Consider the following 21008-nt stretch of genomic DNA (forward strand, 5'->3'; position numbering starts at 1 on the left):
CGACACGCCGGTCCTACCCTGTCAGCATGTCCCTTCAACTCCCCACCTACCCCCAGCCGGACGAACGGGGCCGCTTCGGCCGCTTCGGTGGACGGTACGTGCCCGAAACACTCATCCCCGCCCTGGACGAACTCCAGGCCGCCTACACTGCGGCGCGCAACGATCCCGCGTTCCTGAACGAACTCGACCGCCTCCTGAAGGAATTCGTGGGTCGCCCCAGCGGCCTGTACCTCGCCCAGCGTCTCACCGAGCACGCAGGCGGCGCGAAGATCTACCTCAAGCGCGAGGACCAGAACTACACCGGTGCGCACAAGATCAACAACTGCCTCGCGCAGGCCCTGCTCGCCAGGCGCATGGGCAAGCAGCGTGTCATCGCCGAGACCGGCGCCGGGCAGCACGGCGTCGCCAGCGCCACCGCCGCCGCCCTGCTGGGCCTCGAATGCATCGTGTACATGGGCGCCGAGGACATCCGCCGTCAGGCGCTGAACGTGTTCCGCATGAAACTCCTGGGTGCCGAGGTCCGCGAGGTCACCTCCGGCACGAGCACCCTCAAGGACGCCACGAACGAGGCCATCCGCGACTGGGTCACGAACGTCCGCGACACCTTCTACATCCTCGGGAGCGTCGTCGGGCCGCACCCGTACCCCGCGATGGTCCGCGACTTCCAGTCCATCATCGGCGAGGAGGTCAAGGTGCAGCACCAGGCGCTCGAGGGCCGCGCGGTGCCCGACGCGATCGTCGCGTGCGTGGGTGGCGGCAGCAACGCCATCGGCATCTTCGCGCCCTTCGCGTACCTCCCCGAGGACCAGCGCCCCCTGATGATCGGCACCGAGGCTGCCGGCGAAGGCGTGGAATCCGGCCGGCACGCCGCGAGCGTCGCCGGGGGCCGCATCGGCGTGCTGCACGGCGCGATGATGTACCTCCTGAACGACGACGAGGGCCAGATCGTCCCCCCGCACTCCATCAGCGCGGGCCTCGACTACCCCGGCATCGGCCCCGAACACTGCCTGTACGCCGAGACGGGCGTCGCGCAGTACGTGCCCGTCACCGACGCGCAGGCGCTCGACGCCCTGCAACTGCTGACCCGTCTGGAGGGCATCATCCCCGCGCTGGAAAGCGCGCACGCCATCCACGCCGCCGTGAACGTGGCCCGCACCATGCGCCCCGACCAGACGGTCGTCGTGAACCTGTCCGGCCGCGGCGACAAGGACGTGGCCGAGGTGATGCGCCTCCTCGACCTGGGCCGCGAGCAGGACGGCATTCCCGCCGCGCCCCGCACCCCGGAGGTGCACGCATGACCGCCACCCTGACCCCCACCACCCCCGGCGCCGCCCGCATCCACGCCGCCTTCGCCCGCGCGAACGCCGAGGGCCGCGCCGCGTTCATCCCCTTCATGACCGCCGGGTACCCCACCGCGCAGGGCTTCCCCGAGGTCGCGGACGCCCTGCTGACCCAGGCGGACCTGCTTGAGGTCGGGATTCCCTACAGCGACCCCCTCGGCGACGGCCCGACCATCCAGCGGGCCAGCGAGCAGGCGCTGGGCGGCGGCACGAGCACCCGCCACACCCTCGCCCTGGTGAAGGAATTGCGTGCCCGGCACGACACGCCCATCGTGATCATGACGTACGTGAATCCCATCTACGCCGTCGGCCCGCGCGAGTTCATGCGACTGGCGCAGGAGGCTGGAGTGGACGGCCTGATCCTCCCGGACCTGCCGCCCGACCAGGACCTGGAGATCGCGAATCTGGCCGCCGAGCATGGCATGGCCGTGACGTTCCTGATCGCACCCACCAGCACCCCGGCGCGCGTGAAACTCGTCGCGGAGGCCTGCACCGGCTTCCTGTACGCCGTCAGCGTGACCGGGGTGACCGGCACCCGCGAGGGCAGCGCCCTGAACGAGGTGCCCGCCATGCTGGCCCTCGCCCGCCAGCACGCGAAGGTGCCGGTCGCGGTGGGCTTCGGCGTGAAGGACGCCGAGACTGCCGCGCAGGTCGCGCAGGTCGCCGACGGCGTCGTGGTGGGCAGCGCGTTCATCAACGCCGTGAAGGCCGGGCAGGACGTCGCCGCGCTCGCCGCGAGCATCCGCGCGGGCTGCACGCAGAACTGACCACACGTGTGAGGCCCGCCCCGCAAGCTCTGGGGCGGGCCTCACACGTGGCGTTACGCGCTGGTGTGACGACGGTTCGTCCAGGTCATCACCAGGAAGCCCAGCAGGGTCAGCACGGCGCACACCAGAAACACACTGCGGTACCCCAGGGTCTGCGCGACCGCGCCGCTCGTGATGCCGCTGAGCATTCCGCCGATGCTGCCGGTGTTCGCGAACATCGTCGTGGCGGCGCTGAATCGGCCCGGCATGAGCGTCTGGAAGTACGTCATGCCCAGGCCCGCCAGGATCGCCAGCACCACCGCGCGGATGACCTGCGCGGCGATCAGCAGCGGCAGGCTGTCCGCCACGTAGATCAGCGCGAAGTGCGCCACGAACAGCGCCATGCCCGCCGCGACCAGCGTCGGCACACCCGGCAGGCGCCTCCACGTGACCAGCGCGATCATCACCGGGATCTCCAGCAGGGCGCACAGGCCAACCAGGAAGCCGACCTCGCCGCTGGTGCCGCGCAGCGTCTCGGTGATGAACAGCGGGAACATCGCCATGCCCATCTGCATGCTCATGCCGTACAGCACGAATGCCAGGGCGCCCAGCGCGATGGCCCGGCGCGCGGCGGGGCGGGGCGTGTCGGGCAGGTCAGGCGTGATGCCCGGCGTGGGCTGCGGGCGGCGGCCTGGGACGCGCAACAGAGGGAGTGCCGCCAGCGCGAAGCAGGCAGCGGCACTCAGGAACACGGCCGTGTACCGCCCGTCCCCGAGGATCACGGCGCCCAGGCCCGGCCCGACCACCCAGGAGAGGCTGAACACGGCGCGCAGCAGCGTCATGGCGCGGTCGGCCAGATCGGCCGGGATGTCCTGCAGGCTGGCGCGGGCGAAGGAGAACACCTGTGGGAACGCGGCGGCGCCCAACGCGAGCAGCAGCGCCCCGATGACCAGCAGGCCCGCGAAATGCGGCGTCACGCCGATCAGGGCGTAGGCGACCGTTCCGGCGGCCATGGTGGCCAGCAGGATGGGTTTGCGGTTCGGCAGCCGGTCGGACCAGCGGGCCAGAACCGTCGCGAACAATACGGCGCTGATGGCGTTCACGGTCAGGAAGATGCCCAGCTGCAGGGGGCTCATTCCGGCCTGTTTCACGGCGTACAGGGCCATGTACGGCACGGCCAGCGAGAGGCCGAAGCCCAGCAGGAAGCAGCTCAGGGCCAGCGGTAGCGCGTACGGGAGGCGCAGCATGGCCCCCAGGCCGCTGCCATGCGTGGGGGGTGCGGTGGTGGTCATGAGGTCCGTCCGAACATGGGGGTCACTGTAAACCCGTGGGGTGGCCCGGAGTGTTAGCCTCCGGCATGCCAACTGAAACGATCAAGGCGCTGCCGCCCCGCAGCGAGGCCCCGCGTGAGCAGACCTGGGACATCGAGGCCCTCTACGACACGCCCGACGCCTGGTCGGCGGAAGGGGACGCCCTGGCCCGCGATCTTCCCTCGTTGTCTGCCCACGCCGGACAGCTCGGCACGCCGGGCGGCCTGCTGGCGTACCTGGGCGCCGCGAACGACCTCGAACTGCGCCTGGGCCGCTTCATGTCCTACGCGAGCATGACCGCCAGCGTGGACGGCCGCGACGCCGTGGCCGCCGCCCGCCGCGACCGCGCCGCCACCCTGGGCGCCCAGTTCGGCAGCACCACGGCGTTCTTCCGCCCGGAACTCCTCGCACTGGACGACGCTCTGGTGCGGGGCTGGCTGGACACGCCCGACTTCGCCGAGCACCGCGTCCGCCTGGAACGCATCCTGCGCGGCAAACCCCACGTCCGCAGCGCCGAGGTCGAAGAACTGCTGGGTGCCGTGCAGGCTCCCTTCGCGTCCGAGCGCGGCATTCACCCGGCGCTGGCGAACATGGACCTGCGCTTCGGCACGGCGGGCGGCGAGACCGTCACGCAGGGCAACGTGGACCGCCTGACCGCCCACCCGGACCGCGAGGTGCGCCGCGAGGCCTGGGAGGGCTACGCAGACGCGCACCTGGCCGCGCGGCACTCGCAGGCGGCGATGTACGCCACGAACGTCCGCCAGAACGTGTTCCTGGCCCGCGCCCGGAACTACCCGGACACCATCAGCGCCTCTCTCTCCCCGGACAACATTCCCACCGGGGTCGTGACCACGCTGCTCGACACGTACCGCGCGAACACGCCGGTCTGGCACCGCTACTGGCGTGTCCGCCGCGAGTGGCTGAACCTGCCCGAACTGCGCGAGTACGACGTGAAGGCCGCGCTGGTGCCCCCCCGCGCCGTGTCCTACGAGCAGGCGGTTCAGTGGCTCGCGGAGGGCATGGCCCCGCTGGGCGAGGCCTACGTGCGCGACATGGTCCCCGGCCTGACCACGGAACGCTGGGTGGACTACGCCGAGAACGACGGTAAACGCCAGGGCGCGTACAGCAACGGTGGTGGCCGCGTGAAGCCCTACATCTTCATGACCTGGAACGGCACCATGAACTCGTACTCCACCCTGGCGCACGAGATCGGGCATTCCATGCACTCCCTGCTCTCGCAGCGTGAACACGGGTACGGCGTGCCCCGCTACACCCTCTTCCACGCGGAGGTCGCCAGCAACTTCAACCAGGCGATGGTCCGCTCACACCTCCTGGCGCAGGCCCGCGCCGCCGGGGACACCGAGTTCGAGGTGCAGATCATTGAGGAGGCCCTGTCGAACTTCCACCGGTACTTCTTCATCATGCCGACCCTCGCCGCCTTCGAACTGGAAGCGTACCGCCGCATCGAGGCGGGCGGCACCCTCAGCGCACCGGACCTGATCGACCTGACCGCCGACCTGCTGTCCGAGGGTTACGGGGACGGCGTCACGCTGGATCGCGAGCGCAGCGGGATCATGTGGGCGCAGTTCAGCACGCACCTGTACGCGAACTTCTACGCGTACCAGTACTCGACTGGGATCAGCGCCGCGCACCAGATCCTCGAGCAGTTCAGCGCCGACCCGGACGTCGCCCGTGAGTCGTATCTGCGCTTCCTACGCTCGGGAGGGAGCCTGGACCCCATTGACGCCCTGCGCGAGGCGGGTGTGGACATGCTCAGTCCCGCGCCGGTCGAGGCGACGTTCCGCACGCTGGAAGGCTACGTGGCGCGCCTGGAGGAATTGCTGGCCGCGCGCCGCTGAGATGAGACCCGGCACGGGGAGGGGGCAGGGTTGCTGGACACCTTGCCCCCTCTTCTTTTCGCGAATAACAGAGAGGGCAAAAATTTCACGTCCTGGCAAAGTCGTGAAAGTATTCACTTATTACGACCAAGAGAAGGCGGGGCCTGAACCCCGCCCATCTCACCCGTCGGCTTACGCCTGGGGCTGCTGGACCTGCATCTGGGGCACAAAGCCTTCCAGCGCGGCGTAGTCGTCCTGGAAGTGCATCAGCACGCCGCCGAACAGCGTGTCGAAGGTCTCCTGGGGCATCTCGGCCAGGGTGGGGTAGAAGCCCACGTACTCCAGCCACACGTTGCCGTCCGCGTCGATGCTGCGGGCGAAGGCACGCTCGCGGTTGCGGTCGTTGAGCATGTTCACGACCTCCACGCGGCGGTCACCGTACTGCTTCTGGGTCACGCAGGTGACTTCCAGGCGGCTGGTGTTGTTCGGGCCGTCGTTCACGCTGACCAGCACGGCCGCGTCGCCCATCTCGAAACGCCAGCCCATGCGGATGAAGCGCTGGCCGTTGTTCTCTTCCATGTCCAGCTGGACTTCCTTTTCCTTCAGGTACTTGGCCAGGGTGTCCAGAGTCAGCAGTGCCGTTTCCATCGTCATTGAAACCATCCTCCTCGGTGGGTGAAGCACATCAACAGTCCGTGTGTGGTTGAAACCCGAACGATTCTACACCGCGCGGGTCCCCCCGCGCGCTTCAGGGGCGACTCAGGATGCTCAGCGTCACGGGCGCGACGCCCTCTGAGATGATCCCGAGTGCCCGCGCAGCTTCCGTCGACAGGTCGATCACGCGCGACTGGATCCCGAACGGACCGCGGTCGTTGATCATCACGTCCACGCTGCGACCCGTGCGGGTGTGCGTGACCCGCACCCACGTCCCGAAGGGCAGGGTCAGGTGAGCGGCGGTCAGGTTGGTCTGTGGCGTGAAGCGGCCCCCGTAGTACACCGCCTGCCCCTGCTGGAAGACCCGGTCCGTGTCCTGCGGAGGCGTGAACGCCGCGGCCCGCACGGTCGGTGTGTTCCGGTCCGGTACGCGCAGCGTGTCGCCAGGGCGGATCGTGGCGCTGCGGCCACGGTTCAGGTCCAGCAGGGCCGTCACGCTGATGCTGTGCGCCCGGGCGATGCCCCACAGGGTATCCCCAGCCTGGACGCGGTACGTTCCGGCCTGCGCGCTTCCCAGCAACCCGCTCAGCAGCAGCGCAGCCACCAGAGCCGCCCGGCTCACAGGGTCTCCTTCGGGGACTGGCTGAGCACCTCGAAGCCGTCCTCGGTGACGAGAACCAGATCCTCGATGCGCACGCCGCCCACGCCCGGCAGGTACGCGCCGGGCTCGATGGTGATGATCATGCCGGGCTGCAGCACGTCGTCGCTCGTGCCGCGCAGGCTGGGTCCCTCATGCACCTCGAGCCCCACGCCGTGCCCCAGGGAGTGCGCGAACGCCTCGCCCAGCCCGTGGCCGGTCAGGATGTCGCGGGCCAGCCGGTCCAGGTCAGCAGTGCGCACGCCGGGCTTCACGGCCCGCACGGCCGCTTCCTCGGCCTCCAGGACCGCGCGGTACACGCGGGCCATCTCGGCGTCCGGCGTGCCCACCGCGACCGTGCGGGTCATGTCGCTGTGGTACCCGCGCAGCTGCGCGCCCATGTCCACCGTCACGAGGTCCCTGTCCTGAATGACGCGGTCACTGGCGACGCCGTGCGGCATGGCGCCGCGCGGGCCGCTGGCGACGATCAGGTCGAAGGCACTCTGCGCTCCGGCGCGGCGCAGGCGCAGCTCGATCTCCGTGGCGATGTCCAGTTCACGGGCGCCCGCCACAATCAGCGGGCGGACCTCGGCGTACACCCGGTCGGCGAGCGCCTGAGCGTCGCGGACGGCCTGCACCTCGACCTCGGATTTCACGACGCGCAGGCTCTGCACGAGGCCCTGCACGGCGACCAGCGTCGCCTGCGGCCAGTGGTCTCGCAGGTCTTCCAGCGCGGCGACGGTCAGGTGATCGGCCTCGAACCCCACGCGCAGCCCGGACAGGCCCGGCGCGGCGTGTTCGACCGTGGCCGGAGGGCGCGCGATGAAGGTCGGCAGCGGGGACTCCTCGGCCGCCTGCACGGTGTAGCGGGCGTCGGTGTACAGGGTCGCGGCGTCGTGCGTGACCAGCACCTTGCCGTCCTTGCCGCTGCTGAAGCCGCTCATGGCGCGGACGTTGGCGGGATCGCTGATCCACATGGCGTCCAGTCCAGCGCGGCGCATCGCGTGGCGCAACTGTTGAAGTTGAGTCATGACAGGCAACGTAACACGCCGCCCCTCACCGCAACCTCACCCGGAGACCCGGCTTGCACCGTGCCTGTTCCCCCACCGGAGACAGCGAGACCGGGTTTTTCAAATGTGCGCTTATACTCGTTGATCGGGACAAATGAAAGCGGCCAATGCCGGTCACTCACCCCAAGGAGGGAACAGTCGTGAAACTTCACGAATACCAGGGTAAGGAAATTCTGCGCCAGTTCGGCGTGAACGTTCAGGACGGCAAGGTCGCCCGCACGCCCGACGAGGTGCGCCAGATCGCCCGCGAGTACGGTCAGCCTGTCGTCGTCAAGGCTCAGGTGCACGTCGGCGGCCGCGGCAAGGCGGGCGGCGTGAAGTTCAGCCCCACCGAGGACAAGGCCTTCGAGAACGGCGAGAAGATCCTGGGCATGGACATCAAGGGCCTGACCGTGAATAAGGTCCTGGTCACCAAGGCCGTGGACATCGACGCGGGTGTCGAGTACTACGTCGGCATGATCGTCGACCGCAACGTGCAGAGCTACACCCTGATGGCCAGCGCGGAAGGCGGCATGGAGATCGAGGAAGTGGCCGCCGCCACCCCCGAGAAGATCATCAAGCACCGCGTGGACCCCGTCACGGGCCTGCGTCCCTACGAGGCGCGCGAGGTGGCCATCAAGGCCGGGTTCAAGGGCAACCTGAACAAGATCGCCGACATGATGGTCAAGATGAGCGAGGCCGCGCTGAAGCGTGACGCCGTGCTCGTCGAGATCAACCCCCTGTTCGTGGACGCCAGCGGCACGCCCCTGGCCCTGGACACCAAGTTCGAGATCGACGACAACGCCATGTACCGCCACAAGGACCTGGCCGACTGGCGCGAACTGGAAGCCGAGCACCCCCTCGAGATCGAGGCCAGCAAGTACGGCTTCGCGTATGTGAAACTCGAAGGCAACGTGGGCGTGCTGGGCAACGGCGCAGGCATCGTGATGACCAGTCTCGACGTGGTCAACCGCGCCGGTGCCAAGCCCGCGAACTTCCTCGACATCGGCGGCGGCGCCAAGGCCGAAGTCGTGTACAACGCCGTGAAGCTTGTCAGCAAGGACAGCGACGTCAAGGCGATCTTCATCAACATCTTCGGCGGCATCACCCGCGCCGACGAGGTCGCCAAGGGCGTCATCCAGGCGCTGAACGAGGGCATCCTCACCAAGCCCGTGCGCATGCGCATCGCGGGCACCGCCGAGGACGAGGCCAAGGCCCTCCTGGCGGACGTGAACAGCCCCCTGATCCAGATGTACCCCACCATGTTTGAGGCCGCCGACGAGGCCGCCAAGGAGGCGAACAAGTAATGGGTATCCTCGTAGGCAAGGACAGTAAGGTCATCGTGCAGGGCATGACCGGCCGTGAAGGTGCGAGCCACAGCCGCGCCATGAAGGAATTCGGCACGCAGGTCGTCGCGGGCGTCACCCCCGGCAAGGGCGGCACCGACTTCGAAGGCTGGCCCGTGTTCAACAGCGTCGCCGAGGCCAAGGCCGCGACCGGCGCGAACGTCAGCATCATCTTCGTGCCCCCCGCGGGCGCCGCGGACGCCGTGCTGGAAGCGGCGCACGCCGGGATGCCCCTGATCGTCCTGATCACGGAAGGCGTGCCCACCGTGGACATGATGCGCGCCGTGCAGGAAGTCAAGGCGCTCGACGCACAGAGCCGCGCCCAGGGTGGCGAGGGCATCCGCCTGATCGGCGGGAACTGCCCCGGCCTGGTCACGAACGGGGAAGCCAAGATCGGCATCATGCCGAACAAGATCTACGCCAACCCAGGCCGCATCGGCCTGATCAGCCGCAGCGGCACCCTGACGTACGAAGCCGCCAAGCTGCTGAACGACGCGGGCATGGGCACCAGCACCACCGTCGGCATCGGCGGGGACCCCGTGATCGGCACGACCTTCGCGGACGTGCTCCCCCTGTTCGAAGCCGACCCCGACACCGACGCGGTCATCGTGATCGGTGAGATCGGCGGCGCGGACGAGGAAGCCGCCGCCGAGTACATCGCGCAGAACATGAAGAAGCCCGTCGTGGCCTTCATCAGCGGCCGCAGCGCCCCCAAGGGCAAGCGCATGGGTCACGCCGGCGCGATCATCATGGGCGACGTCGGCACCCCCGAGAGCAAGCTCGCGGCCTTCGCGGCAGCGAACGTGCCCGTGGCGGACACCATGCCCGAGATCATCGATCTCGTGAAGCAGGCGCTGAACAAGTAAGCGAGCGCTGCTGGTGTGCGGAGGAGCCCGTCACGGCTCCTCCGTTTCCCGTTCCACGGTGACGGCAGTGCATGAGGCGAGGGTGACGGTTCCCACCGGATGCGGGTCACCTGGCCGTCAGACTGCGGCGTAGACTGGACGCATGAAGACGTTCTCGTTCGCCGTGTCACTTCTCCTGCTGGCTGCCGGGGCCGCGGACGCCCTGACGGTGCGGGGCTCGGTCGCTGGAGGGAATCTGCCGCCGGACCTCCGCGTGGCGGGCGTGGTGGTGACGCCGTTCGGGCAGGTGGTGCAGGAGATCAGCAGCGTGCCCGTGACGGGGGGACAGTTCGCTCTGGAGCTACCGGGAACGGCGCCGACAGCGCGGGCGCAGGTGGTCCTGACGCCCCAGAACGTGAACTGGCCCGGCGTGATCGACCCCGTGCAGGTCAGCGGTCAGGCGCAGGTGGCGGAACTGAAGTTCTTTACGTACCGCGACCAGAACAACAATGGGCGCCGCGACGAGAACGAGCCGCTGCGTGAAGTGATCGCGGACGTGCGCGGTGCGAACCTGTTCGTGGTCTGGGTCAACACGGACGTGAGCGTAACGGCAAGTAAGGGCTTTCAGGCCGCATTGAAACGTGGTTGGAACGCGTTCCTGGTGGACGTCGGCAAGGCGGTGAACGTGCAGCCCTTCGCGGACAGCACGGTGGTGACGGTCCGGATCGGACGCTGAGTCGTGTGGGGGTGGGGGAGACTCCACCCTTGACTACAGACCTGCCTGTAAGTAAATTGGTGACATGTTGGTGGAGGTGAACGCATGAACAGTCAGTACGCCGTGGCGGTGCATGTGCTGAGCATCATCAGCCAGTTCCCCGAGCACTCCAGTTCCGCCGATATCGCCGTCAGCGTCGGCACCAACCCGGTCGTGATCCGCACCGTGACGGGCCTGCTGCGCCGCGCGGACCTGCTCTCGACCCAGCAGGGCGTCAGCGGCGCCCGCCTGACCCGCGACCCGCGCGACATCACCCTGCTGGACGTCTACCGCGCTGTGAACGGCGAAGGCAGCGTGTTCCGCCTCCATGAGCATCCGCACCCGGCCTGCCCCGTCGGGGCGAACATCCAGGCGACCCTGGAAGACCGCTTCGGGCGCGCGCACGCAGCGCTGGAGGCCGAACTGGCCCGCACGACCCTCGCGGACGTGCTGGGGGACCTGGCAGCCCGCGCGGGCTGACGTTCCTCTGCCCAACATGTAAGGAAAACGGTTACGAGTCTGTTCGCCTCTCACCCCACAGGAGCCCCACCATGACCACCCCAGCCAGCAGCACCACCATCGCCGTCACCGGAGCCACCGGCCACCTCGGCCACCTCACCCTGCAGGCCCTCCTGAAGCGCGGCGTGCCCGCCGGGAACCTCGTCGCCCTCGTCCGCGACCCCGCGAAGGCCACCGACCTCGCCGCGCAGGGCATTCAGGTCCGCCAGGCCGACTACAAGCAACCCGAGACCCTCCGCGACGCCCTGCAGGGCGTCAACCGCCTGCTGCTCGTGTCCAGCAACGACTTCGACGACCGCGTCGGACAGCACCGCCACGTCATCGACGCCGCCCGCGCCGCCGGCGTGGACCTGATCGCGTACACCAGCATCCTGAACGCCGACCGCAGCGGCATGATGCTCGCTGGGGACCACCAGGCCACCGAGGCCCTTCTGCGCGACTCCGGCGTGCCCTTCACGCTGCTGCGCAACGGCTGGTACACCGAGAACTACGACCTGAAGGGCGCCGTGAAGAATGGGGCCATCCTCGGCGCCGCCGGGACCCACGCGCTGAACCCCGCGCCCCGCCAGGACTACGCCGAGGCCGCCGCCGCCGTCCTGAGCACCGACGGGCACGCCGGACAGACCTACGAACTCGCCGGGGACGAGGCCGTCACCCTGGCCGATCTCGCCGCCGAGGTGGCCCGCCAGAGCGGCCAGCCTGTCGCGTACCACGACCTCAGCGCCGAGGAGTACGCCCGGACCCTCGCCGGATTCGGCGTTCCGGAAGGCTTTGCGCACGTCCTGGCCGACAGCGACACCGGCATTACGCGCGGCGAACTGACTACCGACCGCCGCGACCTGAGCCGCCTGATCGGCCGCCCCACCACGCCCATCACGCGGGCGGTGACGGACGCCCTGAACGCCTGATCCCCCGCAGTCCAGAGTCGGGTGCGCCCGGTACAGTTGGGCGCATGCGACTCTGGATCATCCGGCACGGCGAGACGAAAGGCAATCAGGCGGGCATCCTGCGCGGCCCCAGCAGCGCCGGGGACGAGATCACCGACACCGGTCACGAGCAGGCGCGGGCGATGGCCGGGCGGATCAGTGGGGGAGAGCCGCGCCCGCAGGCGGTGTACGCCAGCCGGTACCGCCGCGCGCAGCAGACGGCGCGGCCCCTGGCGGAACAGCTGGGCGTGCCGGTCACGGTCCTTCCCGGTGTTCACGAGGTGGACTGCGGCGAGTGGGCCGGAGAGCCGTACTCAGCGCTGCGGCAGCACCCGGAGCGGCTGGAACTGGGCGGTGGCGAGCTGGGGTTCCGGGGGGGCGAGTCCTTTCGGGAGATCGCGGCGCGGTTCCGCGCGGACGTGGATGGACTGCCGGAACAGGACTCGGCGCTGGTGTCGCATGGTGGGATCATCCGGATTGCCCTGGCGGACCTGCTGGGCCTGGAGGTCCGTGAGGTCTGGCGTGGTGGTGAATTCATGCTGGGGAACACGGAATCGGTGGTGCTGGAGCGCCTGGATGGAGTGTGGCGTCTCGTTTGAAGGAGTGTTTCTATGTGAGGGAAACAATAATGTCACGATCGGGATTAATCGTGAATACTTTCACTTACTGGTTCTAGGAGAGAGGAGGGCTCCGAACGAACGTGCTCAGCAGATCTCCTCCACCGTCCCGCGTTGCCGGGCGCGTTCTGCCGCGAAGGCCATGCGGTGGGAGTCCAGGGATTCTGACAGGGGAGTGGGTGGGGGTGTTTCGCCGCGCAGGCTGGAGAGCCACGCCTGGATGAGGCCGTCGTCGCCGCCGCCATGGTTTCCACTCGCCTCGACGGTCCAGCGCTGGCTGTGGCCGGTGCGGAAGTCGTGGAGTTCGAGTTCGTGGCGGTCCATGTGGCCGCGCAGTTCGCCGTGCGTCCCGAGGAGTTTCAGGGTGCGGGTGTTGTTGTGCGTGAACGCGCTGACGGTGAGTTGCGCGGTGACGCCATTCTGGAAGTGGATGGTGACGGCCTGGTGGTCCACGACGTCGTTTTTCCCGAGGTATACGCATTCGCCGTACGGGCCTTGTTCGAGGGCGTCCTGGAGGCTGATGCCCCCGGCGGTGAGGACCGTGACGGGCCACGCGTGCGGGTCGCGGGTGAGGTAGATGAGCCGGGCGTCGGACGGGCAGCCTTGGACGGGGCAGGTGACGCAGCGGTCGGTCGCGCCGGGTGGGGCGTGTTCGGGTCGGAAGTGGTGCAGGGCGCCCTCGCTGGTCACGCGTTCGGGCGGACTTCCGGCGAAGGCGCGCAGCAGGTCGAGGTCGTGGCAGCTCTTGGCGAGCAGGAACGGCGCGGCGGGCGGGGACGCGCGCCAGTTGCCGCGCACGTAGGAGTGCGCGTAGTGCCAGTGGGCGACGTTCTCCGCATGCTGAATGCCGATCAGGGTGCCCAGGGCGCCGCTGTCCAGCACGCGCCGCACCTCCCGGAAGAAGGGCGCGGCGCGCAGGACGTGGCAGACCGTGACCCGCCCGCTGCTGGTGGCCTCGGCCGCCTGGAGGAGGTCGAGTTCGGGTTCGGTCAGGCAGACTGGTTTTTCCAGCAGCACGTCGTAGCCCAGCGCGAGCGCCTGCAGGCACGGCGTGACGTGCTGATCGTCGGGCGTGGCGATCACGACGGCGTCTGCCACGCGGCCCAGCGCGAAGAACGCGTCCGGGTCGCGGTACTGCCGTTCGGGTGGGACGGCGTGGCGGGTGGCGACCTCCTGCAGGCGGGCCGCGCGGGGGTCCACGACGTGCGTGACCTGCGCGCCGTGCCCCGTGAGGAGGCGGGCGTACACGTCCCCGCCGCGGTTGCCCGCCCCGACGATCGCCACGCGGAGGGTCATGGGGTGCGCCGCTCCACGCCCCAGCCGCTGCCCGCTGGCCGCGCGAGGTGCCCGGCCTGCCAGTCCAGGCCGGTGAACGGGTCGTCCGCGAGGAGCAGCGCGCCGTCCAGGTCGGCCCAGTCGCACGCGCCCGCGAGGTGCGCGGCGGCAGCGATGCCGAGGCTGCTCTCGATCATGCAGCCCATCATGACGGACATCCCGTGCGCGCGCGCCAGCCGCAGCGCCCGTAGCGCCTGGAGGGGTCCGCCGAGCTTGGCGAGCTTCAGGTTCACGCCGTCGAACGCGCGGGCCAGGGCGATGACGTCGCCGACATGGTGCAGGCTCTCGTCCGCGACGATGGGCACGCCGGAGACGGCGCGCAGCGCGGCGTGCCCGTCCAGGTCCCCGGCGGCGAGGGGCTGCTCGACAAACTCCACGTCGGCGGCGTCCAGCACGCCCAGCATGCGGCGGGCCTGGGTGCGGGTCCAGGCGGCGTTGGCGTCCACGCGCAGGCGGACGTGCGGGGCTTCCTCGCGCAGCGCGGTGAGAATCGCCTCGTCGCGGTCGGTGCCCAGCTTCACCTTCAGCACGCCGTGCCCGCGTGCGGCGGCCTCGCGTGCCTGGCGGCGCATGTCGTCCAGGTCGGCGATGCTGACGGTGTAGCTGCTCTCGGGGAGGGGCGCGGGGCTCAGGCCGAGCAGCTGCCACACGGGCACCCCGGCCCGCGCGGCGCACCACTCGACGGCCGCCATCTCCAGCGCGCACTTCACGCTGGGGTGGTCGTACGGCATGCGGGCCGAGAGGCGGGCGTGCAGTCCGTCCCAGTCCCAGGGGTCCTGCACCGCGTCGGCCAGGATGGGCAGGACGGCCTCGACGGTGCCGCGCGTCTCGCCATAGAAGGCGTTCGGGGCGGCCTCGCCGCGTCCGGTCACGCCATCGTAGGTCAGGGTGACGAGGGTGCGCGGGTAGACGCTGTGCGTCCAGCGGGCGATACCGAAGGGTTGCGCGGTGTGCAGGTCCAGTGTCTCCCAGGTGATCGAGGGTCCGGTCACTGGGGCCACCGTCCGAAGCCGCTGAGGTCCGCCTGGAGGCGCGTGCCGTACTCGCCCTCGCCGAGCGTCTCGATGGTCACGCGCATGTGGGTGGCGTTGGCGTGCAGCATCCGCTGTTCGCCGAGCATCAGGCCGACGTGACCGGGGAAGAACGCGAGGTCGCCCGGCTGCGCGTCGGTCACGGGGGTCAGGGCGCCCTGCTGCTGGTCGGCGTCCCGTGGGAGGTCTCGGCCGAACGCGCCGTACACGATCTGCGTCAGCCCGGAGCAGTCCAGCCCCCAGGCGCTGCGTCCTCCCCACACGTAGGGCGTGTCGAGAAAGCCCACGGCGAAGGTGAGAAGGTCGTCCTGTGGCGGCGTGAGGATTGTTTCCTGCACCCAGGCGTCGGTGCCGTCGGGGAGGTGCACGGGTACCCAGCGGCGGTGGTGCTCGGTGACGGCGTCGCCGGGCGCGCGGATGATTCGCGCGCCGAAGGCCAGTTCCGCCTGGATGGGGCAGCTGATCTTCGGCCCGGCGTACGCGTGGGCGCGGCGGGCGGTGACGGTCAGGTCGGGCGACCAGGGGCGGATCTGCACGCCGTCGGCGCGGGTCCAGCCGAGGTACTGGTCGTGGGTGGTGCGGACGTAGGCCCAGCCGTCGGCGTTCTCCCACAGGAGTTCCAGGGGCTCGCCGGGCAGCGCCTCGGTGACCTGGGCGGTGTGGGCGTCCGGTTCGGCGCGCAGGCTCAGGCGGCGGGCAGCGTGGGCGGCGGTGGGGGCGACGAATCGCCAGCCGGGTTCGGTGAGGTGGCCTCGCAGGGCGTCCTCAGCGATCCGCATGCGGGGGTCGTGGGCGTGCGTGCGGGGGTCGGGGGTGGTCGTCACGGGCCACAGCCTACGTCAGTGACGCCCCCGGCGGGGGTGAGGGTGGTGCACGCCACTGGGCGCGCGCCATAATGGCCGTCTAGTTCACTTTGTTCGATGCGGAACTGCCGCTGAAATGGAACCAATTCCACATCGGGATCCGTTCTCTGTGTCCTGCCTGCAGGACGCCGCCCCCCCGTGTCTCCAGGAGTTCACATGAACCGACGTCTCCGACTGATCGCCCTTGTCCTCACCCTCACCGGCAGTGCCCAGGCCGCCACGCTGACCGTCTGGACCCACTTCAACGACGCCGCCGAGACCAAATGGCTCAAAGGGCAGATCAACACCTACAGCAAACTCAGCGGCAACACGGTCAACCTCGTCAACGTTCCCCTCGACAAAATCGTCGACCAGCTCCTGAAAACCGCCAAGCAGGGCAAGGGACCGGACGTGATCGTCACGCTCCCGCAGGACCGCATCGGGCAGCTCGCCCAGGCTGGTGTCATCGAACCCCTGACCACCACCTCACGCCGCAGCGAATTCGACCAGACCACCGTCCGCGCCCTGACCGTCAGCGGCAAACTGTACGGCCTGCCCATGTTCGCCGAGTCCGTGGCGCTGGTCTACAACAAGAAACTCGTGCCGACCGCCCCCACCACCTGGGCAGACTTCCTGCGCGTCGCGAAGAGGAACACCGACGCCAGCGCCGGTCGCTACGGGTTCCTGACCGACCTGAGCAACGCCTACATGAACTACGGTTTCTTCAGCGCGTACGGCTCGTACGTGTTCGGCGGCACCAGCACCCTCGACGTGCGTGACATCGGCCTGAACAACAGCGGCGGCAGCAAGGCCCTGGCGTTCATGAACGACCTGCGCTTCAAGGACAAACTCGTCCCGGCCGGCATGACGGGCGACAAGATCAAGTCCGCCTTCCTGAAAGGTCAGGCGGCCATGATCGTCACCGGACCCTGGGACATGGGGGACATCAAGAAGGCCGGGATCAACTACGGCATCGCCGCGTTCCCCACTCCTCCCGGTGCGACCGGCAAATGGAGCCCGTTCGTGGGCGTGCAGGGCGTCGTGCTGAACGCCTACGGCACCCAGAAACCCGAGGCGCTGGCCTTCGCCGAGGGGCTCGTCACGAGCGTCGCGCAGCTGTCCTTCAATCAGGCCGGTGGGCGCATTCCCGTCAACCTGGGCGTCCGCATCCGGCTGTCCAGCAACCCCATCGTGGCCGGGTTCGGCCGCGTGATCAGCAGCGGCACCCCCATGCCCAACGTGCCCGAGATGGGTCAGGTGTGGGGCCCGTGGAGCAGCGCCGTGGACGCCAGCGTGCAGAAACCCGCCCAGAACTACGCGTCCCTGCTCGACACCGCCGTGAAAACCATGCAGAAAACCATCAAGTGACCCACGGGAGGACAGGCGCGGTCAGATCGGCTGACTGCGCCTGTCCTCCCATGCGCGGCTGAACGCACCATGCGCCCGAACCTCTTTCACCTGCTGAACGCCGCCGGGCAGTGTCCGCCCGACCTCGCCCTGCAGATCGAGGAGGGTGGACGCCGCACTGTACGTCAGCCCCTGGACGATTCCCGAGACAGGCCTGGTCGGGAACGCCCCGGACGGCTTCAGCGTTCACGTTGCCCTGACGCCTGGCAGTCCGCACTTCCTGACGGGGTGGCAGCGCGAACTGCCCGCGACCCTCGCGCACGAACTGCACCACGCCCGGCGCTGGCGGCACGCGGGCCTGGACGCTTGACACGCTGGGCTCCGAGGTCAGGGTCTGCACCGGAGGCACGCTTTTCAAAGTTTGCCTCTCAAGGTGCGCGAGCACGCAAGCGAGGAGCAAGCCAACTCCAGATCCTCAGGAGCATAAGGAGGACGACACCAGTCAATCCCAGGTAATTTTGGAGATCGTCTGCAACCCAGTACAGGAGTGGCTTCCAGCTGGGGATAAGTTCAGGGAGGATCAGGAAGACGGCGAGAAAAGCAGACGTCATTGCAGCTTCATGGCCTATCTTTCGCCAGGAGAGACGTCTATACGCCCTCCTATAGACCAGAAAGTAGGCCGTGAGACTGACTACGCCAATTAACAGATCCTGCACTGAAAGCCCAGGCATGATTCCAGACTACGTCATTCAGAAGCGAGGTAGGACCGTAGATGACGGCAGATAAGGGCGCTGATTAAGCGGTGTGGCACAACCGGTGGATCCGAGTGGGTGCGGGGAGGGGTGAGGCGGCTTACAGGCGGTGCGTGAGCCAGCGCGCCCAGTTCCCCCACGCCACGCCCTCCCGGGCCTCCTGGGGCAGTTCGTCCAGAAAGGCAGGCACCTCGGCGTAGCGGTCCACGCCCGCCGGGGTCTTCTCCGCGCCGAAGCCACCGTCCAGGTCCGTGCCGAGGGCCACGTGCTCCCAGCCGACCAGCGCCGCGTAGTGCCGGGCGTGCGCGGCCAGTTCCGAGAGGGGCACCCGGTCCAGGCTGCCCTCGGGCAGCGGGCGGATGAAGCGGTTCAGGAACACCAGCCCGATCATCCCGCCGGACTGCGCCACCGCGCGGGCCATGTCGTCGGTCAGGTGGCGGTTGCCGGGCACCAACGTGCGGCTGTTCGCGTGGGTGGCGATCACCTGCGGCGCGACCTCCATCGCCTCCCAGAACGACGCGTCATCCAGGTGAGAGGCATCCAGCGTCACGTTCAGGTCCCGCATGGCCTGCACCAGCTCGTGCCCCTGCGGCGTCAGGGGTCCCGGTGCGTCCGTCCCTCCGGCGTAGCGGGTGCGTCCCCAGGCCGGGCCGATGACGCGCACGCCCCGGTCGACCCAGAACGGCAGGTCCGCCGCGTCCCGCACCGGATCGGCGCCCTCCATGAGCAGCACGACCCCCGTCGGCGCGCCGTGATCCTGAAGGTGCGCGCTGACCGCCTCCCGGGTCCGCAGCAGCCGGATCAGGCCGGCGTCCTCCCAGCGGTGGTAAACATCCAGCTGCGCCAGCGCCTGCGCCCGCGCGCCCGCGTGGTCGCCGTACCCGCCTGGACTGCCCGCCCCGTGAGGCAGGGCGAACAGCGTCCCGAAGCAGACGCGCACACCCGCCGCCCGCAGTTCCGGGAGGGTCACGGTGGCCGTCTCGCCTGCGACGGGATCGGCGGCACGCAGGGCCTCCAGCTGAAGGGTCAGGTCCCGGCCGTTCAGTGCGTTGAACGCCAGGTCGAGGTGCCCGTCGATCAGCATGCGGCGACCAGTCCGTCCACCACGCCCAGCACCTGCGCCAGATCATGAATCGCGTCCGGGTGCTCACCCTGCAGGTCGATCAGCAGGGCGTGCATGCCGAGCGCGCGGGCCGCCTCGACATTCTCGATCTTGTCGTCCACGAACAGTACCCCGGTCGGCGGCACGCCCAGTGCCTCGGCCGCGTGCCAGTACGCCCCGGCATCCGGTTTGTGCACCCCGACCGAGCACGAGGCGACCGCGGCGTCCACCAGATCGTCCAGACCCACGGCGCGGAGCGTCCGGTCGATGCTGGGCAGCGTATTGCTGAGCACGCCCACCTTCAGGCCGCGGGCCCGCAGGGCACTGATGACGTCACGCGCGTTCGGGACGGCTTTCATGTACGCCTCGTACGGCCAGCGGGCCATCAGCTGCGCCGTCTGCTCCTGAGTGAGGTTCAGGATGCCCGCGAGTTCGTCCCCGTACGCCTGCCAGAAGGCGTCTTCCTGCGCCTGGGTGCGCAGGTCCCACCAGTCCAGCGCGCGGCGGTTCCACTGCTCGCGCAGCGCGCCGCCGAAGGTGCGGGCGTCGATGCCGAAAGTCTCCTGCCCCCACAGGGCCGCCTCGCGGTACACGCCGGGATCGGTGAAGGCGATGGTGTCATCCCGGTCGAACAGGACGGCGCGCAGGGGAGAGTGACTGGACATGCCGGACACTCTACGGCGCGCCGAACGCCCCCGATTGTGGATCGCCGTGGCCTGACCCCTGCTCGGCGTCCCAAATTCGCGCAATGAGCGCAATATTGCGACTATGCATCTTATTTTTGAGCAATAAATTGAGATCTAAACAAGATATTTTGAGATGATTGGCAATCCTGTTGCTAAATCATCCATTCACGCGCTACGCTGACCCCATGCTGGACGCCACCCCCGAGCACACCCTGCTGACCCCCGGACCCACCCCCATCCACCCCCGGGCCATGCAGGCCCTCACCCGCCCGATGCTCGGCCACATGGACCCCGAAGTCTTCGCGCTGAACCGCGAGATCCAGGCCGACCTGCGCGTCATGTACGGCACCGAGGAAAGCACCTTCACCGCTCTGCTGGCCGGCACCGGCAGCCTGGGCATGGAAGCCGGATTCGCGAACCTCGTCGAGGCCGGAGACGACATCCTGGTGTGCGCCAACGGCTCGTTCGGCCGCCGCATGGCCGAGATGGCCGCCCGCTACGGCGCCCGCGTCCGCCTCGTCACCGCACCCCTCGGCGAGGCCATCAACCCCGACGACGTCGCCGCGCACCTCGACGGCGCGAAGATGGTCGCCGTCGTCCACGGCGAGACCAGCACCGGCGTCCTCAACCCCGTCCCGGAGATCGCCCGCCTCGTCCGACAGAGCGGCGCGCTCCTGACCGTGGACGCCGTCACCACCGCCGGAATGGAACCCTTCCACATGGCGCAGTGGGGCGTGGACTACGCCTACACCGGCGCGCAGAAATGCCTCAGCGCCCCCCCCGGCCTCGCCCCGGTCGCCATCAGCGAACGCGCCTTCGCCCGCTTCGCCGCGCGCCGCACCCCCACACCCCTCTGGTACTGCGACTTCGAAGGCCTGCGCGACTACTGGGAGGATCACTCCTACCACCACACCGTGCCCGTCAACCTGCACTACGCGCTGCACGCCGCCCTGCGCGCGGCTCTCGACGAGGGCCTCGAGAACCGCCAGCGGCGCGTCCAGCAGGTCGGGGCGGCCATCCAGGTGGCGCTCGCGCCGCTGGGCTTCACGCCGTACGTCCGCCGACCCGAGGACCGCCTGCCCACCGTCCTCGCCCTGCGCCTCCCCGAGGGTTTCGACGATGCCGGCGTCCGCAAGGCCCTGCGCGACCGGCACATCAGCGTCACCGGCGGCCTGGGCCCCACGGCCGGCCTGATCTGGCGTCTGGGTCTGATGGGCGAAACCGCCCGCCCCGGACCGTACCTCACGCTGATGCACGCCCTGGAAGACCTGCTCGGAGAACGCGGCCTCGCCGACCGCTTCCAGGCGGCCCTTGAACCCGTTCCAGCCTGAT

General features: G+C 69.1%; 21 protein-coding genes. 12 read left to right on the forward strand and 9 right to left on the reverse strand.

Annotation, left to right across the window (positions count from 1 at the left end; translation table 11 throughout):
• The first annotated feature begins 26 nt into the window (after nucleotides 1-26).
• Both trpB and trpA read left to right on the forward strand, forming a co-directional pair.
• Nucleotides 27-1298, forward strand: a complete 1272-nt coding sequence (gene trpB / locus IEY69_RS04265) for a tryptophan synthase subunit beta (protein WP_189071860.1) — start codon at nucleotides 27-29, stop codon at nucleotides 1296-1298.
• Entirely contained in the window at nucleotides 1295-2107 is an 813-nt protein-coding gene (trpA, locus tag IEY69_RS04270) for a tryptophan synthase subunit alpha (protein ID WP_189071861.1), read from the forward strand. The genes trpB and trpA overlap by 4 nt, the downstream gene beginning before the upstream one ends.
• 53 nt (nucleotides 2108-2160) lie before the next feature.
• Here trpA and IEY69_RS04275 read toward each other — a convergent pair whose 3' ends face one another.
• Nucleotides 2161-3378 carry a sugar efflux transporter gene (locus IEY69_RS04275; RefSeq protein ID WP_189071862.1) on the reverse strand — a complete coding sequence of 406 codons (1218 nt, stop codon included), beginning with the start codon at nucleotides 3376-3378 and terminating at the stop codon, nucleotides 2161-2163.
• A gap of 65 nt (nucleotides 3379-3443) precedes the next feature.
• On the opposite strand from IEY69_RS04275, the gene pepF reads away from it, so the two are divergent.
• Nucleotides 3444-5255: an oligoendopeptidase F gene (gene pepF / locus IEY69_RS04280; protein WP_189071863.1), complete on the forward strand. Its 1812-nt coding sequence runs from the start codon at nucleotides 3444-3446 to the stop codon at nucleotides 5253-5255.
• 171 nt (nucleotides 5256-5426) lie between these two features.
• Here pepF and IEY69_RS04285 read toward each other — a convergent pair whose 3' ends face one another.
• The 3 genes from IEY69_RS04285 to IEY69_RS04295 form a co-directional block, all read right to left on the reverse strand.
• Nucleotides 5427-5888: a type III secretion system chaperone family protein gene (locus IEY69_RS04285; RefSeq protein ID WP_189071864.1), complete on the reverse strand. Its 462-nt coding sequence runs from the start codon at nucleotides 5886-5888 to the stop codon at nucleotides 5427-5429.
• Between the two features lie 94 nt (nucleotides 5889-5982).
• Nucleotides 5983-6510: a septal ring lytic transglycosylase RlpA family protein gene (locus IEY69_RS04290; protein WP_229783625.1), complete on the reverse strand. Its 528-nt coding sequence runs from the start codon at nucleotides 6508-6510 to the stop codon at nucleotides 5983-5985.
• Nucleotides 6507-7556: a M24 family metallopeptidase gene (locus IEY69_RS04295; protein WP_189071865.1), complete on the reverse strand. Its 1050-nt coding sequence runs from the start codon at nucleotides 7554-7556 to the stop codon at nucleotides 6507-6509. Before IEY69_RS04295 ends, IEY69_RS04290 begins: the two co-directional genes overlap by 4 nt.
• A 179-nt stretch (nucleotides 7557-7735) precedes the next feature.
• Here IEY69_RS04295 and sucC point away from each other — a divergent pair, with 179 nt between their 5' ends.
• The 6 genes from sucC (at nucleotide 7736) to IEY69_RS04325 (ending at nucleotide 12563) form a co-directional block, all read left to right on the forward strand.
• Nucleotides 7736-8881 carry an ADP-forming succinate--CoA ligase subunit beta gene (sucC, locus tag IEY69_RS04300; protein ID WP_189071866.1) on the forward strand — a complete coding sequence of 382 codons (1146 nt, stop codon included), beginning with the start codon at nucleotides 7736-7738 and terminating at the stop codon, nucleotides 8879-8881.
• Nucleotides 8881-9786, forward strand: a complete 906-nt coding sequence (gene sucD, locus IEY69_RS04305) for a succinate--CoA ligase subunit alpha (RefSeq protein WP_189071867.1) — start codon at nucleotides 8881-8883, stop codon at nucleotides 9784-9786. Before sucC ends, sucD begins: the two co-directional genes overlap by 1 nt.
• Nucleotides 9787-9928: 142 nt before the next feature.
• Nucleotides 9929-10501: a hypothetical protein gene (locus IEY69_RS04310; RefSeq protein WP_189071868.1), complete on the forward strand. Its 573-nt coding sequence runs from the start codon at nucleotides 9929-9931 to the stop codon at nucleotides 10499-10501.
• Between the two features lie 84 nt (nucleotides 10502-10585).
• A complete protein-coding gene (locus tag IEY69_RS04315; protein ID WP_189071869.1) occupies nucleotides 10586-10999 on the forward strand; it encodes an Rrf2 family transcriptional regulator in 414 nt (137 codons plus the stop codon).
• A gap of 71 nt (nucleotides 11000-11070) precedes the next feature.
• On the forward strand, nucleotides 11071-11946 hold the full coding sequence (locus tag IEY69_RS04320) for an SDR family oxidoreductase (RefSeq protein ID WP_189071870.1): 876 nt from the start codon (nucleotides 11071-11073) through the stop codon (nucleotides 11944-11946).
• Nucleotides 11947-11990: 44 nt separating this feature from the next.
• A complete protein-coding gene (locus IEY69_RS04325) occupies nucleotides 11991-12563 on the forward strand; it encodes a histidine phosphatase family protein (RefSeq protein ID WP_189071871.1) in 573 nt (190 codons plus the stop codon).
• Between the two features lie 105 nt (nucleotides 12564-12668).
• On the opposite strand, the gene IEY69_RS04330 is transcribed toward IEY69_RS04325, so the two are convergent.
• From IEY69_RS04330 to IEY69_RS04340, 3 genes are read right to left on the reverse strand one after another with little or no spacing between them, the layout of a single operon-like run.
• Nucleotides 12669-13877 (reverse strand): Gfo/Idh/MocA family protein, encoded by a 1209-nt coding sequence (locus tag IEY69_RS04330; protein WP_189071872.1) that lies wholly within the window; start codon nucleotides 13875-13877, stop codon nucleotides 12669-12671.
• Nucleotides 13874-14908, reverse strand: a complete 1035-nt coding sequence (locus tag IEY69_RS04335; protein ID WP_189071873.1) for a dipeptide epimerase — start codon at nucleotides 14906-14908, stop codon at nucleotides 13874-13876. Before IEY69_RS04335 ends, IEY69_RS04330 begins: the two co-directional genes overlap by 4 nt.
• Nucleotides 14905-15771: a C40 family peptidase gene (locus IEY69_RS04340; protein ID WP_308425439.1), complete on the reverse strand. Its 867-nt coding sequence runs from the start codon at nucleotides 15769-15771 to the stop codon at nucleotides 14905-14907. The genes IEY69_RS04335 and IEY69_RS04340 overlap by 4 nt, the downstream gene beginning before the upstream one ends.
• A gap of 195 nt (nucleotides 15772-15966) precedes the next feature.
• Between IEY69_RS04340 and IEY69_RS04345 the strand changes: the two genes are divergently transcribed.
• Nucleotides 15967-17157, forward strand: a complete 1191-nt coding sequence (locus tag IEY69_RS04345) for a sugar ABC transporter substrate-binding protein (RefSeq protein ID WP_189071874.1) — start codon at nucleotides 15967-15969, stop codon at nucleotides 17155-17157.
• Between the two features lie 145 nt (nucleotides 17158-17302).
• Nucleotides 17303-17506 (forward strand): hypothetical protein, encoded by a 204-nt coding sequence (locus IEY69_RS04350; protein WP_189071875.1) that lies wholly within the window; start codon nucleotides 17303-17305, stop codon nucleotides 17504-17506.
• 482 nt (nucleotides 17507-17988) lie between these two features.
• Here the strand turns inward: IEY69_RS04350 and IEY69_RS04355 are convergent, their stop codons facing one another.
• Both IEY69_RS04355 and IEY69_RS04360 read right to left on the reverse strand, forming a co-directional pair.
• Nucleotides 17989-18972: a dipeptidase gene (locus IEY69_RS04355; protein WP_189071876.1), complete on the reverse strand. Its 984-nt coding sequence runs from the start codon at nucleotides 18970-18972 to the stop codon at nucleotides 17989-17991.
• Entirely contained in the window at nucleotides 18966-19655 is a 690-nt protein-coding gene (locus IEY69_RS04360) for an HAD family hydrolase (protein WP_189071877.1), read from the reverse strand. Before IEY69_RS04360 ends, IEY69_RS04355 begins: the two co-directional genes overlap by 7 nt.
• Before the next feature lie 206 nt (nucleotides 19656-19861).
• Here IEY69_RS04360 and IEY69_RS04365 point away from each other — a divergent pair, with 206 nt between their 5' ends.
• Nucleotides 19862-21007 (forward strand): alanine--glyoxylate aminotransferase family protein, encoded by a 1146-nt coding sequence (locus IEY69_RS04365; protein WP_189071878.1) that lies wholly within the window; start codon nucleotides 19862-19864, stop codon nucleotides 21005-21007.
• Nucleotide 21008 lies beyond the last annotated feature (1 nt).

It is taken from the genome of Deinococcus sedimenti (assembly GCF_014648135.1).
Taxonomy (GTDB): Bacteria; Deinococcota; Deinococci; order Deinococcales; family Deinococcaceae; genus Deinococcus; species Deinococcus sedimenti.

Excerpts from the sequence above, each read along its gene's own strand:
- IEY69_RS04345 (WP_189071874.1), top strand. The coding sequence starts at position 15,967 with ATGAACCGACGTCTCCGACTGATCGCCCTTGTCCTCACCCTCACCGGC.
- trpB (WP_189071860.1), top strand. The coding sequence starts at position 27 with ATGTCCCTTCAACTCCCCACCTACCCCCAGCCGGACGAACGGGGCCGC.
- trpA (WP_189071861.1), top strand. The coding sequence starts at position 1,295 with ATGACCGCCACCCTGACCCCCACCACCCCCGGCGCCGCCCGCATCCAC.
- pepF (WP_189071863.1), top strand. The coding sequence starts at position 3,444 with ATGCCAACTGAAACGATCAAGGCGCTGCCGCCCCGCAGCGAGGCCCCG.
- IEY69_RS04330 (WP_189071872.1), bottom strand. The coding sequence starts at position 13,877 with ATGACCCTCCGCGTGGCGATCGTCGGGGCGGGCAACCGCGGCGGGGAC.
- IEY69_RS04360 (WP_189071877.1), bottom strand. The coding sequence starts at position 19,655 with ATGTCCAGTCACTCTCCCCTGCGCGCCGTCCTGTTCGACCGGGATGAC.
- IEY69_RS04295 (WP_189071865.1), bottom strand. The coding sequence starts at position 7,556 with ATGACTCAACTTCAACAGTTGCGCCACGCGATGCGCCGCGCTGGACTG.
- IEY69_RS04310 (WP_189071868.1), top strand. The coding sequence starts at position 9,929 with ATGAAGACGTTCTCGTTCGCCGTGTCACTTCTCCTGCTGGCTGCCGGG.
- IEY69_RS04275 (WP_189071862.1), bottom strand. The coding sequence starts at position 3,378 with ATGACCACCACCGCACCCCCCACGCATGGCAGCGGCCTGGGGGCCATG.
- IEY69_RS04285 (WP_189071864.1), bottom strand. The coding sequence starts at position 5,888 with ATGACGATGGAAACGGCACTGCTGACTCTGGACACCCTGGCCAAGTAC.
- IEY69_RS04320 (WP_189071870.1), top strand. The coding sequence starts at position 11,071 with ATGACCACCCCAGCCAGCAGCACCACCATCGCCGTCACCGGAGCCACC.
- IEY69_RS04365 (WP_189071878.1), top strand. The coding sequence starts at position 19,862 with ATGCTGGACGCCACCCCCGAGCACACCCTGCTGACCCCCGGACCCACC.
- IEY69_RS04325 (WP_189071871.1), top strand. The coding sequence starts at position 11,991 with ATGCGACTCTGGATCATCCGGCACGGCGAGACGAAAGGCAATCAGGCG.
- IEY69_RS04315 (WP_189071869.1), top strand. The coding sequence starts at position 10,586 with ATGAACAGTCAGTACGCCGTGGCGGTGCATGTGCTGAGCATCATCAGC.
- sucD (WP_189071867.1), top strand. The coding sequence starts at position 8,881 with ATGGGTATCCTCGTAGGCAAGGACAGTAAGGTCATCGTGCAGGGCATG.
- IEY69_RS04355 (WP_189071876.1), bottom strand. The coding sequence starts at position 18,972 with ATGCTGATCGACGGGCACCTCGACCTGGCGTTCAACGCACTGAACGGC.